Source organism: Erysipelatoclostridium sp. An173 (assembly GCF_002160495.1).
In the GTDB taxonomy this organism is placed as follows: Bacteria; Bacillota_I; Bacilli_A; order Erysipelotrichales; family Coprobacillaceae; genus Thomasclavelia; species Thomasclavelia merdavium.
This window is the reverse complement of sequence record NZ_NFKR01000027.1, coordinates 19,484-35,096: the sequence shown is the minus strand read 5'-3', so window position 1 is coordinate 35,096 and position 15,613 is coordinate 19,484. Positions and strand designations below refer to the sequence as shown.

The 15,613-nt window shown below is 33.9% G+C and carries 31 protein-coding genes and 1 rRNA gene; 31 read left to right on the top strand and 1 reads right to left on the bottom strand.

Features of this window, described 5'->3' with window-relative positions; genetic code table 11:
• Nucleotides 1-94, top strand: a 5S ribosomal RNA gene (gene rrf, locus B5F09_RS10915); the annotation flags it as partial.
• A 112-nt stretch (nucleotides 95-206) separates the two neighbouring features.
• Here rrf and B5F09_RS15440 read toward each other — a convergent pair.
• Nucleotides 207-380, bottom strand: coding sequence for a transposase (locus B5F09_RS15440; RefSeq protein WP_394335300.1), 174 nt, complete (start codon nucleotides 378-380; stop codon nucleotides 207-209).
• Between the two features lie 719 nt (nucleotides 381-1,099).
• On the opposite strand from B5F09_RS15440, the gene rpsJ reads away from it, so the two are divergent.
• From rpsJ to rplQ, 30 genes are read left to right on the top strand one after another with little or no spacing between them, the layout of a single operon-like run.
• Complete coding sequence (rpsJ, locus tag B5F09_RS10905) at nucleotides 1,100-1,408, top strand: 30S ribosomal protein S10 (RefSeq protein ID WP_087298716.1); 309 nt, start codon at nucleotides 1,100-1,102, stop codon at nucleotides 1,406-1,408.
• 20 nt (nucleotides 1,409-1,428) lie between these two features.
• The gene (gene rplC / locus B5F09_RS10900) at nucleotides 1,429-2,148 is read left to right on the top strand and encodes a 50S ribosomal protein L3 (protein WP_087298717.1); all 720 of its coding nucleotides are present in this window, start codon (nucleotides 1,429-1,431) and stop codon (nucleotides 2,146-2,148) included.
• Between the two features lie 20 nt (nucleotides 2,149-2,168).
• Complete coding sequence (gene rplD / locus B5F09_RS10895; RefSeq protein ID WP_087298718.1) at nucleotides 2,169-2,792, top strand: 50S ribosomal protein L4; 624 nt, start codon at nucleotides 2,169-2,171, stop codon at nucleotides 2,790-2,792.
• On the top strand, nucleotides 2,792-3,082 hold the full coding sequence (rplW, locus tag B5F09_RS10890) for a 50S ribosomal protein L23 (protein ID WP_087298719.1): 291 nt from the start codon (nucleotides 2,792-2,794) through the stop codon (nucleotides 3,080-3,082). Before rplD ends, rplW begins: the two co-directional genes overlap by 1 nt.
• Nucleotides 3,083-3,135: 53 nt before the next feature.
• Entirely contained in the window at nucleotides 3,136-3,969 is an 834-nt protein-coding gene (gene rplB, locus B5F09_RS10885) for a 50S ribosomal protein L2 (RefSeq protein ID WP_087374115.1), read from the top strand.
• Between the two features lie 18 nt (nucleotides 3,970-3,987).
• Complete coding sequence (rpsS, locus tag B5F09_RS10880) at nucleotides 3,988-4,266, top strand: 30S ribosomal protein S19 (RefSeq protein ID WP_087298721.1); 279 nt, start codon at nucleotides 3,988-3,990, stop codon at nucleotides 4,264-4,266.
• A 19-nt stretch (nucleotides 4,267-4,285) separates the two neighbouring features.
• Nucleotides 4,286-4,618, top strand: coding sequence for a 50S ribosomal protein L22 (rplV, locus tag B5F09_RS10875; protein WP_087298722.1), 333 nt, complete (start codon nucleotides 4,286-4,288; stop codon nucleotides 4,616-4,618).
• 11 nt (nucleotides 4,619-4,629) lie between these two features.
• Entirely contained in the window at nucleotides 4,630-5,283 is a 654-nt protein-coding gene (rpsC, locus tag B5F09_RS10870) for a 30S ribosomal protein S3 (protein WP_087298723.1), read from the top strand.
• Nucleotides 5,284-5,285: 2 nt separating this feature from the next.
• Complete coding sequence (gene rplP, locus B5F09_RS10865; protein ID WP_087298724.1) at nucleotides 5,286-5,696, top strand: 50S ribosomal protein L16; 411 nt, start codon at nucleotides 5,286-5,288, stop codon at nucleotides 5,694-5,696.
• Between the two features lie 2 nt (nucleotides 5,697-5,698).
• Nucleotides 5,699-5,893, top strand: a complete 195-nt coding sequence (rpmC, locus tag B5F09_RS10860; protein WP_087374113.1) for a 50S ribosomal protein L29 — start codon at nucleotides 5,699-5,701, stop codon at nucleotides 5,891-5,893.
• Nucleotides 5,894-5,904: 11 nt separating this feature from the next.
• Nucleotides 5,905-6,165: a 30S ribosomal protein S17 gene (gene rpsQ, locus B5F09_RS10855; RefSeq protein ID WP_087298726.1), complete on the top strand. Its 261-nt coding sequence runs from the start codon at nucleotides 5,905-5,907 to the stop codon at nucleotides 6,163-6,165.
• 33 nt (nucleotides 6,166-6,198) lie between these two features.
• A complete protein-coding gene (gene rplN, locus B5F09_RS10850) occupies nucleotides 6,199-6,567 on the top strand; it encodes a 50S ribosomal protein L14 (RefSeq protein WP_087298727.1) in 369 nt (122 codons plus the stop codon).
• A 13-nt stretch (nucleotides 6,568-6,580) separates the two neighbouring features.
• Nucleotides 6,581-6,919 (top strand): 50S ribosomal protein L24, encoded by a 339-nt coding sequence (gene rplX, locus B5F09_RS10845; RefSeq protein ID WP_087298728.1) that lies wholly within the window; start codon nucleotides 6,581-6,583, stop codon nucleotides 6,917-6,919.
• A gap of 18 nt (nucleotides 6,920-6,937) precedes the next feature.
• Nucleotides 6,938-7,477 carry a 50S ribosomal protein L5 gene (gene rplE / locus B5F09_RS10840; RefSeq protein ID WP_087298729.1) on the top strand — a complete coding sequence of 180 codons (540 nt, stop codon included), beginning with the start codon at nucleotides 6,938-6,940 and terminating at the stop codon, nucleotides 7,475-7,477.
• Between the two features lie 20 nt (nucleotides 7,478-7,497).
• Complete coding sequence (locus B5F09_RS10835; RefSeq protein WP_087298730.1) at nucleotides 7,498-7,683, top strand: type Z 30S ribosomal protein S14; 186 nt, start codon at nucleotides 7,498-7,500, stop codon at nucleotides 7,681-7,683.
• Between the two features lie 33 nt (nucleotides 7,684-7,716).
• Nucleotides 7,717-8,112 carry a 30S ribosomal protein S8 gene (gene rpsH, locus B5F09_RS10830; RefSeq protein WP_087298731.1) on the top strand — a complete coding sequence of 132 codons (396 nt, stop codon included), beginning with the start codon at nucleotides 7,717-7,719 and terminating at the stop codon, nucleotides 8,110-8,112.
• 31 nt (nucleotides 8,113-8,143) lie between these two features.
• Nucleotides 8,144-8,689: a 50S ribosomal protein L6 gene (gene rplF, locus B5F09_RS10825; RefSeq protein ID WP_087298732.1), complete on the top strand. Its 546-nt coding sequence runs from the start codon at nucleotides 8,144-8,146 to the stop codon at nucleotides 8,687-8,689.
• A gap of 21 nt (nucleotides 8,690-8,710) precedes the next feature.
• Entirely contained in the window at nucleotides 8,711-9,067 is a 357-nt protein-coding gene (gene rplR / locus B5F09_RS10820) for a 50S ribosomal protein L18 (protein ID WP_087298733.1), read from the top strand.
• 12 nt (nucleotides 9,068-9,079) lie between these two features.
• Nucleotides 9,080-9,643 (top strand): 30S ribosomal protein S5, encoded by a 564-nt coding sequence (gene rpsE / locus B5F09_RS10815; RefSeq protein ID WP_087298734.1) that lies wholly within the window; start codon nucleotides 9,080-9,082, stop codon nucleotides 9,641-9,643.
• A gap of 13 nt (nucleotides 9,644-9,656) precedes the next feature.
• The gene (gene rpmD / locus B5F09_RS10810; protein ID WP_087298735.1) at nucleotides 9,657-9,839 is read left to right on the top strand and encodes a 50S ribosomal protein L30; all 183 of its coding nucleotides are present in this window, start codon (nucleotides 9,657-9,659) and stop codon (nucleotides 9,837-9,839) included.
• A 14-nt stretch (nucleotides 9,840-9,853) separates the two neighbouring features.
• Nucleotides 9,854-10,294, top strand: coding sequence for a 50S ribosomal protein L15 (gene rplO, locus B5F09_RS10805; protein ID WP_087298736.1), 441 nt, complete (start codon nucleotides 9,854-9,856; stop codon nucleotides 10,292-10,294).
• A 1-nt stretch (nucleotide 10,295) separates the two neighbouring features.
• Nucleotides 10,296-11,597: a preprotein translocase subunit SecY gene (gene secY / locus B5F09_RS10800; RefSeq protein ID WP_087298737.1), complete on the top strand. Its 1,302-nt coding sequence runs from the start codon at nucleotides 10,296-10,298 to the stop codon at nucleotides 11,595-11,597.
• A gap of 25 nt (nucleotides 11,598-11,622) precedes the next feature.
• Nucleotides 11,623-12,270 carry an adenylate kinase gene (locus tag B5F09_RS10795; protein WP_087374111.1) on the top strand — a complete coding sequence of 216 codons (648 nt, stop codon included), beginning with the start codon at nucleotides 11,623-11,625 and terminating at the stop codon, nucleotides 12,268-12,270.
• Nucleotides 12,270-13,016 (top strand): type I methionyl aminopeptidase, encoded by a 747-nt coding sequence (gene map / locus B5F09_RS10790; RefSeq protein WP_087298739.1) that lies wholly within the window; start codon nucleotides 12,270-12,272, stop codon nucleotides 13,014-13,016. The genes B5F09_RS10795 and map overlap by 1 nt, the downstream gene beginning before the upstream one ends.
• A 19-nt stretch (nucleotides 13,017-13,035) precedes the next feature.
• Nucleotides 13,036-13,257 carry a translation initiation factor IF-1 gene (infA, locus tag B5F09_RS10785; protein WP_003536851.1) on the top strand — a complete coding sequence of 74 codons (222 nt, stop codon included), beginning with the start codon at nucleotides 13,036-13,038 and terminating at the stop codon, nucleotides 13,255-13,257.
• A gap of 31 nt (nucleotides 13,258-13,288) precedes the next feature.
• On the top strand, nucleotides 13,289-13,402 hold the full coding sequence (gene rpmJ, locus B5F09_RS10780) for a 50S ribosomal protein L36 (protein ID WP_004801833.1): 114 nt from the start codon (nucleotides 13,289-13,291) through the stop codon (nucleotides 13,400-13,402).
• 15 nt (nucleotides 13,403-13,417) lie between these two features.
• Nucleotides 13,418-13,783, top strand: a complete 366-nt coding sequence (gene rpsM, locus B5F09_RS10775) for a 30S ribosomal protein S13 (protein ID WP_087298740.1) — start codon at nucleotides 13,418-13,420, stop codon at nucleotides 13,781-13,783.
• A 19-nt stretch (nucleotides 13,784-13,802) separates the two neighbouring features.
• The gene (gene rpsK, locus B5F09_RS10770; RefSeq protein WP_087298741.1) at nucleotides 13,803-14,195 is read left to right on the top strand and encodes a 30S ribosomal protein S11; all 393 of its coding nucleotides are present in this window, start codon (nucleotides 13,803-13,805) and stop codon (nucleotides 14,193-14,195) included.
• 46 nt (nucleotides 14,196-14,241) lie between these two features.
• Nucleotides 14,242-15,186 carry a DNA-directed RNA polymerase subunit alpha gene (locus B5F09_RS10765; RefSeq protein ID WP_087298742.1) on the top strand — a complete coding sequence of 315 codons (945 nt, stop codon included), beginning with the start codon at nucleotides 14,242-14,244 and terminating at the stop codon, nucleotides 15,184-15,186.
• Nucleotides 15,187-15,218: 32 nt separating this feature from the next.
• Nucleotides 15,219-15,581, top strand: coding sequence for a 50S ribosomal protein L17 (rplQ, locus tag B5F09_RS10760; RefSeq protein WP_087298743.1), 363 nt, complete (start codon nucleotides 15,219-15,221; stop codon nucleotides 15,579-15,581).
• The last annotated feature ends 32 nt before the right edge of the window (nucleotides 15,582-15,613 follow it).

Genomic DNA, 15,613 nt, shown 5'->3' with positions numbered 1-15,613 from the left:
ATGATGGACACACCTGTACCCATTCCGAACACAGAAGTTAAGCATCATAACGGCGACGATAGTACTTACGTGCAACAATAGCTAGCTGCCGGTTCTTCTTTTTTATTATTAAATTCTATGAGGATAGTGTTATCTGATTACATCATCCTCTTTTTATTTTACTCTTCAAATTATCATATTTTAAAGATGCTTTATCATTAAACTATTTACATATGTTTTTTTGTTGGTATATTATTTAATTGATCATTGATATATTTTATTACGTGAAAATGATCGATAAGAAGCGTTGAGTGCGGAAAATATGGCTGTAAAATAGATTTAAATGTATAACTCATATTGGTGCATATAAATTCAACAGCTTCTTTTTCTTTTTTTAAAATATGAAAGAACTAGTCTAAAGTCTTTTTTTGATTTCTAGATCTTATAAGATCAACTATAGTATTGCTTTTTAAATTTATTTATTAAAAGAACTGTTTTGTTAAATAGAATGATGATATAAAAAACTGATGCACAAGGTTTTTATAGTTGTCTAAGAATATGGCGCTATATATAGTTTGAGTTTGTTTGTGGACAGTCTATTAATTTGCTTGTATAACAGCTTTAATTAATAATTAGACAATAGGTAGTCAGACAATTACTTTATAACAAAAATGAAAAACAGAGATTTGATAAAATTTTAAAGATTATATACAATGTAATCGCGTCAGATTTTATAATACTTTTTACACTATATTCATCTAGCTCTTTTGCTAGTGTTTTATCAGCTTAAAGATTCTTTTTAGCTAGGATAAAGGATCCTGGGGATATATTGTTTTATCATTGAATACGATGTATTTATGTAATGATAAATTGTCACTTTTTTATGAAAAAATGGTTGTATTTACATATATTAATTGCTTGTAAATTTTGTCGAAATATTTTTATAAATAAATTAAAAAAAGCCTTGCAATAAAGGCTTTTTTTTGCTAAAATACAACCGTTGACGTTGCAAAGAAGTGCAAGGTTGCTGAAACACCGAAAGGCGTTGTCATGAAACGGCATGTTTCAGGGAATTTGCATCGAGTAACTCACATCCTATAAATTGAAAGGAGAAAAAATCATGGCAAATAACAAAATTAGAATCAGATTAAAATCATTTGATCACAAAATTCTAGATAACTCAGCAGAAAAAATTATCGGTGCTGCTAAGAAATCTGGAGCTCAAGTAGTTGGTCCAGTACCACTACCAACAGAAAGAGAAGTTTATACAATCTTAAGAGCAGTTCATAAGTATAAAGATTCTCGTGAACAATTCGAAATTAGAACTCACAAACGTTTAATCGACATTGTGAACCCTACACAAGAAACAGTTGATATTCTAACAAGATTAGAATTACCAAGTGGTGTAGACATTGAAATCAAATTATAAGAAAGGTAAAGGTGTAACTCATGAAAGGAATCTTAGGTCGTAAGATCGGAATGACTCAAGTCTTTACAACTGATGGTGTATTAATTCCTGTAACTGTAGTTGAAGCTACTCCAAACGTAGTATTACAAAAGAAAACAGTTGCTACTGATGGATATGATGCAGTTCAAGTTGGTTTTGAAGACAAGAGAGAAAAATTAGCTAATAAAGCTGAATTAGGTATTGTTAAGAAAGCTAATACAGCTCCTAAGCGCTTCATTAAAGAATTTCGTTTTGACGAAATGATGAGTTATGAAGTTGGAGATAAAATTAGTGTTGATACCTTCGCTGCTGGAGAAGTAGTAGACGTAACTGGTACTTCAAAAGGTAAAGGATATCAAGGTGTAATCAAAAGACATGGACAACATATTGGTCCTAAAGGACATGGTTCTGGAGCGCACAGAATTGTTGGTTCAATGGGTCCAATCGCTCCAAATAGAATTGCTCCAGGTAAAAAATTACCAGGGCAAATGGGACATGTAACTAGAACAGTACAAAACTTAGAAATTGTAGCTGTTGATACAACAAATAATTTATTATTAATCAAAGGTTCTGTTCCTGGACCTAAAAAAGGATTAGTAATCGTTAAATCTGCAATCAAAGGTAACGGTAAAGTTAATGATGTATATGAATTAGTTGATTATACACCAGAAGTTGCAGAAGCAGATGTTACAACTGAAACTCCAGTTGAAGCAGCTGAATAATTTAGGAAGGAGGATTTAATATGCTTAAAGTTAAAGTATATAACCAAGAAGGTGCTGAAGTAAAAGACCTAGAATTAAATGAAGCAGTATTTGGAATCGAACCAAATAATCAAGCAATCTTCGATATGGTCTTATTACAAAGAGCGTCTTTAAGACAAGGTACTCATAAAGTAAAAAACCGTACTGAAGTAAGCGGTGGTGGAAAGAAACCATGGCGTCAAAAAGGTACAGGTAGAGCTAGACAAGGATCAATCAGAGCACCACAATGGCGTGGCGGAGGAGTTGTATTTGGTCCAACACCTAGAAGCTATAAATTCAAAATCAATCGTAAAGTTGGTCGTTTAGCACTTAGATCTGCTTTATCGACAAAAATCATTGATAATGAATTCATGGCATTAGATACAATCAAATTTGATGCACCAAAAACAAAAGAAATGGTGAAAGTATTATCAAATTTAGAAGCACCTGCAAAAACATTAATCGTTATGGATGAAATTGATGAAACAGTTGCAAGAAGTGCAAACAACATCCCAGGTGTTAAATTATTAGATGCAAGACGCGTAAATGTATATGACGTTTTAAACAGCAATAAGTTAATCATGACTGAAGCTGCTATCAAATCTGTTGAGGAGGTACTAGGATAATGGCACACATTACAGATGTATTAAAAAAACCAGTACTTACTGAAAAATCAATGACTCTAAGCGCAGAAGAAAATAAATATACATTCGATGTTGATGTTAATGCTAACAAAATTGAAATTAAACAAGCTGTTGAAGCTATGTTTGGTGTAAAAGTTGAAAGTGTTAATGTTATGAATGTAAAACCTAAGAAAAAAAGAATGGGTCGTTACGAAGGTAAAACAAACCGTAGAAGAAAAGCTATCGTTAAGTTAGCTGAAGGTGAATCAATTAATTATTTCGGTGAAGAATAATAAATGAAAATATTGGAATATATGATTCCAGATAAATTAGGAGGAAACTAAAGATGCCAATTAAAGCATATAAACCGGTGACTAATGGTCGTCGTAATATGACTTCATTAACATTTGAAGAAATTACAGCAAAAAAACCTGAAAAATCTTTAGTTGCAAAAGTTGGTAAAAACGGTGGACGTAATAATCAAGGTGTTATTACAACTCGTCATCACGGTGGAGGTCATAAACGTAAATATCGTATCATTGACTTCAAACGTAATAAAGATGATATCGTTGGTACAGTAGCAACTATCGAATATGATCCAAATAGATCAGCAAACATCGCATTAATTAATTATGCAGATGGTGAAAAAAGATATATCTTAGCTCCAAAAGGGTTAGAAGTTGGAAGTAAAATCGTATCTGGTGAACATGCCGATATCAAAGTAGGAAATGCTTTACCAATGGCTAACATGCCTGAAGGTACAGTAATCCATAACATTGAAATGCAACCAGGTAAAGGTGGACAAATCGCACGTTCTGCTGGTGTGTCTGCTCAAATTTTAGGTAAAGAAGACAAATATGTAACTGTAAGACTTGCTTCTGGTGAAGTTCGTAAATTATTAGGTGTATGTAGAGCAACAGTTGGTGTTGTTGGAAACGAAGATCATGGCTTAGTAAATTACGGAAAAGCTGGTCGTATGAGATGGAAAGGTGTTCGTCCTACAGTACGTGGTTCTGTAATGAACCCTAATGATCACCCTCATGGTGGTGGTGAAGGTAGAACTTCAATCGGACGTAAAGCACCAATGACACCTTGGGGTAAAAAAGCTATGGGTGTTAAAACTAGAAAAACTAAAAAAGCGTCTAACAAATTAATTGTTCGTCGTAGAAATTCTAAATAATAAGAGGAGGAAGAAATAATGGCACGTAGTTTAAAAAAGGGACCATTCGTAGATGACCATTTAATGAAAAAAGTTGAAGCATTAAATGCATCAGGAAAAAAAGAAGTTATTAAAACTTGGTCTAGACGTTCAACAATCTTCCCTCAATTTATTGAGCACACATTTGCTGTGTATAACGGAAGAGAACATATCCCAGTTTATGTAACTGAAGATATGGTCGGACATAAATTAGGAGAATTCGCTCCAACAAGAACTTATCATGGTCATGGATCTGATGATAAGAAAGCTGGAAAATAAAGAGAGGAGATTTTAAAACATGGAAGCAAGAGCACAAGCTAAAATGATTCGTGTTTCACCTCAAAAAGCTCGTTTAGTTGTTGACTTAGTAAGAGGTAAGCAAGTTAAAGAAGCACTTGGTATGTTAGAATATGTAAATAAAAGTGCAACTCCTGCAATCATTAAAGTAATTAAATCTGCTGCTCAAAACGCTGTTTATAACGAAGGCGCTGAAGCAGAAAAATTATATATTAAAGAAATCTATGTAGACGAAGGTCCTACATTAAAAAGATTCGCTGCTAGAGCTAAAGGTAGCGGAACAAGAATTTTAAAAAGAACTAGCCACATCACTTGTGTGGTAGAAGAAAGATAGGAGGTTACATAATGGGTCAAAAAGTAAGTCCAGTTGGTTTACGTGTTGGAATCAATCGTGATTGGGATTCAAGATGGTATGCTAACAAGCAAGATTTTGCTAATTTGTTACATGAAGATATCAAAATTCGTGATTACATTTTAAAGAAACTTAAGACTGCATCTGTAGCTAGAGTAGAAATTGAAAGATCTAAAAAAAGAGTTACTATCTTCGTACATACATCAAGACCTGGTGTTGTAATTGGTAAAGATGGTGAATCTGTTGATAAATTAAGAAAAGAAGTAAGCAAAATGGTAAAAGATAAACAAGTGTTTATCAATATCGTTGAAATCAAAAACCCAGATGTTGTTGCTCAATTAGTTGCAAACAACATTGCTGAACAATTAGAAAATCGTGCTTCTTTTAGAACAGTTCAAAAACGTGCTATTCAAAGAGCAATGAGAGCTGGAGCTAAAGGAATTAAAACTAGTGTTTCAGGACGTTTAGGAGGAGCTGATATGGCTCGTGCTGAAGGTTATTCTGAAGGAAATGTCCCTCTTCATACTTTAAGAGCCGATATCGATTATGCTACTGCTGAAGCAGACACTACTTACGGTAAGTTAGGAGTTAAAGTTTGGATTTGTAAGGGTGAAATCCTTCCTGAAAAGAAGAAGGAGGTTAAATAATCATGTTAATGCCTAAAAGAACAAAATATAGAAGACCTCATCGAATTAAATATGAAGGTAAAGCTAAAGGTGGAACTAAAGTATCATTTGGTGAATTTGGTTTACAAGCAGCTGAAGGTGCTTGGATTACATCTCGTCAAATTGAAGCAGCCCGTGTTGCTATCAATCGTCGTATGAACCGTGGTGGACAATTGTGGATTAGAATTTTCCCTCATTTAGCTAAAACTAAAAAACCATTAGAAGTACGTATGGGATCTGGGAAAGGTTCTCCAGAAGAATGGGTAGCAGTTGTTAAAACTGGACGTGTTCTTTTCGAAGTTGCAGGTGTTGATGAAGAACTTGCAAGAGAAGCTTTAAGACTGGCATCTCATAAATTACCTATTAAATGTAAAATCATTGGAAAGGGTGAATAGTTATGACAGTTCAAGAAATGAGAGAATTAGATAACGCTGCTTTATTAGATAAAGTAGAAGAATACAAAAAAGAGCTTTTTGGACTTCGTTTCCAACAAGCTACTGGACAGTTAGAAAACACAGCACGTATTAGAACGGTTCGTAAATCTATCGCTAGAATTAAAACAATTATTAGAGAAAGAGAATTGAACCAATAGGAGGAGATACAATGGAAAGAAATAATCGTAAAACGTATACAGGTACAGTTGTATCTACTAAAATGGATAAAACTATTACAGTGCTAGTAGAAACTCATGTTAAACATAAATTATATGGAAAACGTATGAAATCATCTACAAAATTCCATGCACATGATGAAAACAATATTGCTAGCGTAGGTGACACTGTAAAAATCATGTCAACTAGACCATTATCTGCAACAAAACGTTTCCGTTTAGTGGAAATTGTTAAAAAAGCAGAAACAGTTTAATTAAAATAAAACTCTAAAAGGAGGTAACCATAAATGATCCAAAACGAAAGTAGACTTAAAGTCGCTGACAATACTGGTGCTAAAGAAGTATTAGTAATCCGTAATTTAGGTGGATCTAATCGTAAATTTAGTAACATCGGTGATATTGTTGTTGCTACAGTTAAACAAGCCACTCCAGGTGGAACAGTAAAAAAAGGTGAAGTAGTAAAAGCAGTTATCGTAAGAACTAGATATGGAGTTGGTAGAGAAAACGGTTCTTATATCAAATTCGATGATAACGCTTGTGTAATTATAAGAGACGATAAATCTCCAAGAGGAACTCGTATCTTCGGACCAGTTGCAAGAGAGTTAAGAGATGCAGATTTCATGAAAATCGTATCATTAGCTCCAGAAGTATTATAGGAGGAACTTAAACATGAAAATCCGTGTAGGTGATACTGTAGAAGTTATTGCAGGTAAAGATAAAGGAAAACAAGGTGAAGTGTTACAAGTTCTTGCAAAACAAGACAAAGTAATCGTTGAAGGTGTTAATATGGTAACTAAACATATCAAACCTTCACAAGCAGATCCTGAAGGTGGAATTGTAACAAGAGAAGCACCTATTCATGTTTCTAATGTTGCATTCTATGATTCTAAAACAAAAGCGCCAGTTAAACTTGGATATAAATTCATCGAAGAAGATGGTAAAAAAGTAAAAGTTCGAGTTAACAGAAAAACTGGAGCTGAAGTAGATAAAAAGAAAAAGAAAAAATAGTTGGAAGGAGGATATAGAATGAACCGTTTAATGGAACGTTATCAAAACGATGTAGTAAAATCAATGATGGAAAAATTCAATTATTCTTCAAGAATGCAAGCTCCAAAAATTGAAAAAATCGTAATCAACATCGGGGTTGGTGATGCTGTATCTAATTCAAAATTATTAGATGAAGCAGTTAATGAATTAACATTAATTTCTGGGCAAAAACCAATTATTACAAGAGCAAAAAAATCTATCGCTGGATTCAAATTACGTGAAGGTATGCCAATCGGGTGTAAAGTAACTTTACGTGGTGAAAGAATGTATGAATTTTTAGATAAATTAATCAATATCTCATTACCACGAGTAAGAGATTTTAGAGGTGTTTCCAATAACTCATTTGATGGAAGAGGAAATTATACATTAGGTGTTAAAGAACAATTAATTTTCCCTGAAATCAATTTTGATAAAGTAAATAAGTTAAGAGGAATGGATATCGTATTCGTAACTACAGCTAAAACTGACGAAGAAGGTCATGAATTATTAGCTCAATTAGGAATGCCATTCAAGAAATAAGAAGGAGGACCCGCAAAAATATGGCTAAAACATCAATGAAGGTGAAACAACAACGTCCTCAAAAATACAAAGTGCGTGAATACACACGTTGTGAACGTTGTGGAAGACCACATTCAGTTATTAGAAAATTTAGACTTTGTAGAATTTGCTTCCGCGAATTAGCATACAAAGGTGAAATTCCAGGTGTAAAAAAATCAAGCTGGTAATAAATTTTATCCAGATGGAAGGAGGATTAGCAAATGGTCATGACAGATCCAATTGCAGATATGTTAACAAGAATCCGTAATGCAAACAGACAACATCACGATAACGTAATGGTGCCTGCATCAAAATTAAAAGTTGGAATTGCTGAAATTTTGAAAAACGAAGGATTCATTAATGGATATACAGTTGAGGGAGAAGCCCCAATTCAAAATATTAATATTTCTTTAAAATATAGAGGAAATGATAGAGTAATCACTGATTTAAAAAGAATTTCTAAACCAGGGTTACGCGTATATGCTAAAGTAGACGAAATTCCTAAAGTATTAAATGGATTAGGAATCGTAATCTTATCAACTTCTCAAGGGTTAATGACTGACAAAGAAGCTCGTGCTAAAAAAGTTGGTGGAGAGGTTCTAGCATATATTTGGTAATTAAAAATAACAATTCAGGAGGTGCAAACTGATGTCTCGTGTCGGTAATAAAATTATTAATGTACCTGAAGGAGTTACAGTTGATATCGCTGCGGATAACACAGTGACTGTTACAGGAGCAAAAGGGACTTTAGTAAGACAATTTTCACCAGTAATTACAATTAAAAATGAAGATAATGTAATTACTGTTAGTAGAAGTAGTGAACAAAAAACTCACAAACAATTACATGGTACAACAAGAGCATTACTTGCAAACATGATTGAAGGAGTTCATAATGGTTTCAAAAAAGAACTTGAAATCGTTGGGATCGGATACCGTGGACAAATGAAGGGAGATACATTAGTATTAAATGTAGGATTCTCTCATCCAGTTGAAGTTAAAGGTGAAGAAGGAGTTAAAATTGAAACTCCATCTAATACTAAAATCATCGTATCTGGAATCTCTAAAGAACGTGTAGGTCATGTTGCTGCTCAAATTAGAGAAGTTAAAAAACCTGAACCATATAAAGGTAAAGGTATTAGATATAGTGATGAAAGAATCATCAGAAAAGAAGGAAAAACTGCTGGTAAGAAGTAGTTGTGAAAGGAGCAAATTAAGATGTCAAAATTACAATCACGTAATGATGTTCGTTTAAAAAGACATGCTAGAGTTCGTGCTAAAATCAGTGGAACTCCTGAATGTCCACGTTTAAATGTGTTCCGTTCAAATGCTCATATTCATGCGCAAATTATTGATGATGTTAATGGTGTAACTTTAGCTAGTGCATCTAGTGTTAATATGAAATTAGAAAACGGTTCTAACATCGCTGCTGCAACTGCAGTAGGAAAAGCTATTGGCGAAGCAGCTTTAGCTAAAAATATTAAAAAAGTAGTATTTGATCGTGGTGGATATGTTTACCATGGTCGTGTAAAAGCTCTAGCAGATGCAGCTAGAGAAGCGGGATTAGAATTCTAGAAGGAGGTCAACATGGAACAACGTAAACCAAGAAATAATGGACCAAGAAATAACGGACCAAGAAGAGGTCAACGCAATAATGGACCTAGAAGAGAAGAAAAAGAATTTGAAGAACGTGTTGTTACAATTAACCGTGTTACTAAAGTAGTAAAAGGGGGACGTAAATTCCGTTTTGCTGCATTAGTTGTTGTTGGTGATAGAAAAGGACGTGTTGGATTCGGTACTGGTAAAGCTAACGAAGTACCTGATGCAATTAGAAAAGCGTCTGAAAATGCAAAAAGAAATATTATCAATGTACCTTTCGTTCATGGAACTATTCCTCATGAAGTAACTGGTATTTATGGATCAGGTAAAGTATTTATTAAACCTGCTAGCCAAGGTACTGGAATCATCGCAGGTGGTCCTGTTCGTGCGGTTGTTGAGTTAGCTGGATATACAGACATTTTATCAAAATGTATTGGTTCAAGAACTCCAATTAACATGGTTAGAGCTACAATGGAAGGTTTAGCTTCATTAAAAACTGTTAACCAAGTTGCTGAATTAAGAGATAAAAAAGTAGAAGAAATTTTCGGATAGGAGGGCGTAAATAATGGCAAAAACAGTTATGATTACGCTTAAAAAAAGTCCTATTGGTCGTTTACCAAAACAACGGGCTACTCTTAAAGCGTTAGGTTTAACAAAAATTAATAAAACAGTTGAAAAAGAATACAACGAATCTATTCAAGGAATGATTAAGGTTGTTGAACACCTAGTTACAGTAGAAGAAAAATAGGGAGGTGTAAACTAATGAAATTACATGAATTAAAATACACTGAAGGTGCACGTAAAGCAAGAAAACGTGTTGGACGTGGAACTAGTTCTGGTACTGGTAAAACTTCTAGCCGTGGTCAAAAAGGTCAAGGTGCAAGATCTGGTGGTGGAAAGAAACCAGGATTTGAAGGTGGACAAACTCCATTATTCATGCGTTTGCCAAAACGTGGATTTACTAACTTTAACCGGTTAGAATATGCAATTGTTAACTTAGAACAATTAAATAAATTCGAAGATGGGTCAACAGTTAGCCCTACAGATTTAAAAGAAGCTGGATTAATTAAAAAAGAATTAGATGGTGTTAAAATTTTAGGTAACGGAAAATTAGAAAAAGCAATTACTGTTAAAGCTCATAAATTTTCTAAATCAGCTGTTGCCGCAATTGAAGCTGCAGGTGGAAAAACTGAGGTGATCTAAAATGATTACATTTTTAAAAAATGTTTTCAAAAAAGGTGAATTAAGACAAAAAATAATTTTCACTTTAGGTATTCTATTTGTATACCGTTTAGGTGCAGCTATTACTATTCCTAGTGTTACTACAGGAGCTTTAAGTTCAAGTGATGCTACAAATGGAATTTTCGGAATAATGAATCTTCTTGGTGGGGGAACATTAGAAACTTTCTCTTTGTTTTCACTAGGAGTTTCACCTTATATTACTGCTTCAATCATCATCGAGTTATTGTCTATGGATGTTATTCCTGCTCTAACTCGCTGGCGTAAAGAAGGTAATACAGGTAAAAAGAAAAAAGACCGCGTGACTAGATTTGTAACATTATTTTTAGCAGCATTACAAGGTGGTGTATTAACTTACGCATTTGATAATGGCTATGGTATTTTAACAGATTCAAGTATCTGGACTTATATCTATGTCGTTTTAATAATGATGGCTGGAAGTATGTTAGCTGTATGGTTAGGTGATCAAATTACTAATCGTGGAATTGGTAATGGTGTATCATTATTAATTTTTACAGGTATTGTCTCTAGTTTACCAAATAGTTTTATAACAACATTTAATAATTTAGTTGATTTAACTGGTAACGCTGGTGATATTGCATTAGGTATTGCCTGGTATGTATTATTTGTTGTTGTATATTTATCTATCGTTATCTTCGTTGTATTTAATGAAGGTGCAGTTAGAAAAATTCCAATTATTTATGCAACAAGTTCTAATACAACAATGCGTACTAAAGATCAAACACATATGCCAATTAAGATTAATAGTTCAGGAGTTATTCCTGTAATCTTTGCCGCATCAGTGTTGGCAGCGCCTAGAACTATAGTAAGTTTTATGGAAACAAGTGATGTGACAAATTGGATAAATACAATATTTAATTATCAAGAACCGGTAGGATTTATCTTATATATCTTGATGATTATCGGATTTACATTTTTCTATTCTAACTTACAAATTGATGCTGAACAAATTAGTAAAGATTTGAAGAAAAATGGTGGCTCAATTCCTGGAGTTAGAACTGGGACTGATACAATGGTATATATTAAAACAGTATTAAATAGAATTACTGTTGTTGGATCTTTATCATTATGTATCATTGCAGCGATTCCAATTATTACGCCAGTTCTCTGGACGCAAACTGAAAATGCCTCACTTTCGCTTGGAGGTACCGGGTTAATTATCGTAACTGGTGTTGCGTTAGAGACGGTTAAACAAATTAAAACATACATTACAAGAAAAGAATATCATGGTTATATTCGTAGATAGTATAATAAGAAAGAAGGCGTAGATTATGAACATTATTTTAATGGGACCTCCTGGTGCAGGAAAAGGGACTCAAGCGGCAAATTTAGTTAAAGAATATGGATTAACACATATTTCAACTGGAGATATATTTAGAAAAGCACTTAAAGAACAAACGAAATATGGTGTGATTGCTAAATATTTTATGCAATTTGGGCATCTAGTTCCTGATGATTATACTATTCAAATGGTTAGGGAATATTTACAAGAAAATGAATTTCCAAATGGATTCATCCTTGATGGATTCCCACGTACTATTATTCAAGCTCGTGAATTAGAAAGTATTGCTAAAGAATTTGAATTTACAATCGATGCTGTAATTAATTTAGAAATTGAACTTGATCGTTTAATTCCAAGACTTTCTGGAAGAAGAACTTGTAAAGAATGTGGTGCAAGTTATCATATTGAATATAACCCACCTAAACAAGAAGGTATTTGTGATAATTGTGGTGGTGAATTATATCAACGTCCTGATGAAAGCGAAGAAGCTGTTAAAGTCAGACTTGATACTTATGAAAAACAAACTAGTCCATTAATTGATTATTATACAATGAAAGGACAAATCACTAATATTAACGGTGATCAATCTATGGAAGACGTCTTTAAGGATATCAAAGCTAGCCTGGAGGCCAAATAATGATTGTTACTAAAGATCATCGAGAAATTGAACTGATGAAAGAAGCAGGAAGAATTGTTGCGTTAGTACATCAAAAATTAAAAGAAGTGATTGTACCTGGTATTACTACTAAAGAGATTGATGAAATCTGTGAAAAAGTAATTCGTGAAAATAATGCAACTCCTTCATTTCTGCATCTTTATGGATTTCCTAATAGTGTTTGCACTTCAATTAATGAAGTAGTTGTACATGGAATTCCAAGTGATCGTGTTTTAAAAGATGGCGATATTATTTCAGTTGATGTAGGGGCTTGCTTTAAAGGATATCATGGTGATAGTGCGTGGACCTACGCAGTAGGTCAAATTAGTGATGAAGCTAAACATTTAATGGAAGTATGTGAAGCTTCATTATATGAAGGACTAAAACAAGTTAAACCAGGTAATCGTTTATCAGACATTTCTCACGCTATACAAGTATATTTAGAAGATCATGGCTGTTCAACACCACGTGATTATACAGGACATGGAATTGGAACAGCAGTTCACGAAGATCCAAGTGTACCAAATTATGGTAAACCAGGACGTGGACCTAGACTTAAAGCTGGTATGGCACTTGCTATTGAACCAATGGCACATCTTGGTGGATGTGAAACAGAGGTAATGCAAGATGAATGGACAGTTGTAACAAAAGACCGCTCATTAGCGGCTCATTATGAACATACTATTGTCATAACTGACGATGGTTATGAAATCTTGACAAAACTTTAATTAAAGGGAGTTGAAATCAATGGCAAAGAAAGATGATGTTCTTGAAGTAGAAGCAACGGTACTTGAAACATTACCAAACGCGATGTTTAAAGTAGCGTTAGAAAATGGAGTAGAAATCCTTGCTCACGTTTCTGGTAAAATCCGTATGCATTACATTCGCATTTTACCGGGGGACAGGGTTACGGTTGAAATTTCTCCATATGATTTAACACGTGGGCGAATTACATTTAGACATAAATAAAACTTAAATCTTCCCAAAGGAGGTAAACAAGATGAAAGTTAGAGCATCTGTAAAACCAATCTGTGATAAATGCAGAGTAATTAAAAGAAAAGGGCGCGTAATGGTTATTTGCGAAAACCCTAAACATAAACAAAGACAAGGTTAATTAGGAGGAAATTATATGGCTCGTATTGCTGGTGTTGATATCCCTCGTGATAAACGAGTGGTTATCTCATTGACTTATATCTATGGTATCGGTAAACCAACAGCTCAAAAAATCTTAAAAAATGTTGGAATTAGTGAAGATGTCAGAGTTAAAGATTTAACAGAAGATGAAATCGGTAAAATCAGAAAAGAAATCGAATCAATCAAAGTTGAAGGTGATCTTCGTCGTGAAGTAGCTTTAAACATTAAACGTTTAATGGAAATCGGAAGCTACAGAGGAATCCGTCATCGTAGAGGACTTCCTGTTCGTGGTCAAAAAACTAAAACAAATGCTCGTACTCGTAAGGGAAAAGCAAAACCAATCGCAGGAAAGAAAAAATAAAATAGGAGGTTGAATTAAGATGGCAAAAGTTAGACAAACACGTGGTAAAAGACGTGTAAAAAAGAATATTGCAAAAGGTGTAGCACATGTTCATTCAACTTTCAATAACACTATCGTGACTATTACTGATGAACATGGTAATGTAATTACATGGTCTAGTGCTGGAGCTTTAGGTTTCAAAGGTTCTCGTAAATCTACTCCATTTGCAGCACAAATGGCTTCAGAAGCTGCTGCTAAAGCATCAATGGATCATGGTATGAAATCTGTAGATGTTAACGTTAAAGGTCCAGGACCAGGACGTGAAGCTGCAGTTAGAGCTTTACAAGCTGCGGGATTAGAAGTAACTTCTATTACTGACGTTACCCCAATTCCACATAACGGGTGCCGTCCACCAAAACGTCCACGCGGATAATTATTGCATGATCTAATATAGTAATTCCTAGTGAGGAGGAAAATAAATGCAAAAGTTTGAAAAAGCAAATTTTAATATAGCTAATTATGATGAAACAGATAATTATGGTAAGTTTGTCATCGAACCTTTAGAAAGAGGGTTCGGGACAACTTTAGGTAACTCTTTAAGACGTGTTCTTTTATCATCATTACCTGGTTCGGCAATTTATGCAATTAAAGTACAAGGTGCAATTCATGAATTTTCGGCAGTTGATGGTGTTGTAGAAGACGTTACCTCAATTATCTTACGTCTAAAAAAGCTTGTATTTGATGTGGATAGTGATGAATCAGCAACAATGATCATTGATGTTGAAGGACCTGCTACTGTAACAGGTGCTGACATCCAATGTCCTTCTGAAGTAACAATGATTTCTAATGATATGGTAATCGCTCATGTTGCTCAAGGGGCACACTTATATATGGAATTATATGCTAAAAAAGACCGTGGTTATGTAAGTGCTGATCAAAATAAACAAGAAATTAATACAATTGGTATTATTCCAACTGATTCTATTTATTCGCCAATTGAAAGAGTATCTTATGCAGTTGAACCAACTCGTGTTGGTGAAAGTGCAAAATATGATCAATTAACTTTAGAAATTGAAACCAATGGGGCTTTAAAGCCTTATGAAGCTATCTCACTAGCTGCAAAGATTTTGGTGGAACATTTAAATATGTTTGTTGAATTGACTGATATGGCTGTTAACATGGAAGTTATGTCTGAAGCTCAAAGCGATACAACAAATAAAGTTTTAGATATGACAATCGAAGAACTTGATTTATCAGTTCGTTCATATAATTGTTTAAAAAGAGCAGGTATTCAAACTGTTCAAGATCTTGCCGCTAAGTCTGAAGATGATATGATCAAAGTAAGAAACTTAGGTAAGAAATCTTTAAAAGAAGTTAAAGAAAAATTAGTTGAATTAGGGTTAGGGTTTAAACCTATCGATTAATTCGCAATTACTAAGGAAGGAGCGCTAATCTCATGGCTAGAAATAGAAAATTAGGACGTACTTCTGATATTAGAAAATCAATGTTACGTTCTCTTGCAACAGAAGTAATTATGTACGGACAATTAGAAACTACAGTAACAAGAGCAAAAGAAGTTCGTTCAGTAGTTGAAGAATTAATTACTTTAGGTAAACGTGGTGACTTACACGCTAGACGTCAAGCTGCTGCTGTATTACATAATGTAGTTGACGCTGAAACAGGAAAAACAGCTGTACAAAAATTATTTGATGAAGTTGCCCCTAAATATAGCGATGTAAATGGTGGATACACTCGTATCTTAAAAACTTACAATCGTAAAGGTGATAATGCCCCAATGGCAATCATTACTTTAATTTAATAATAAAAGACCTTCGGGTCTTTTTATTTTAC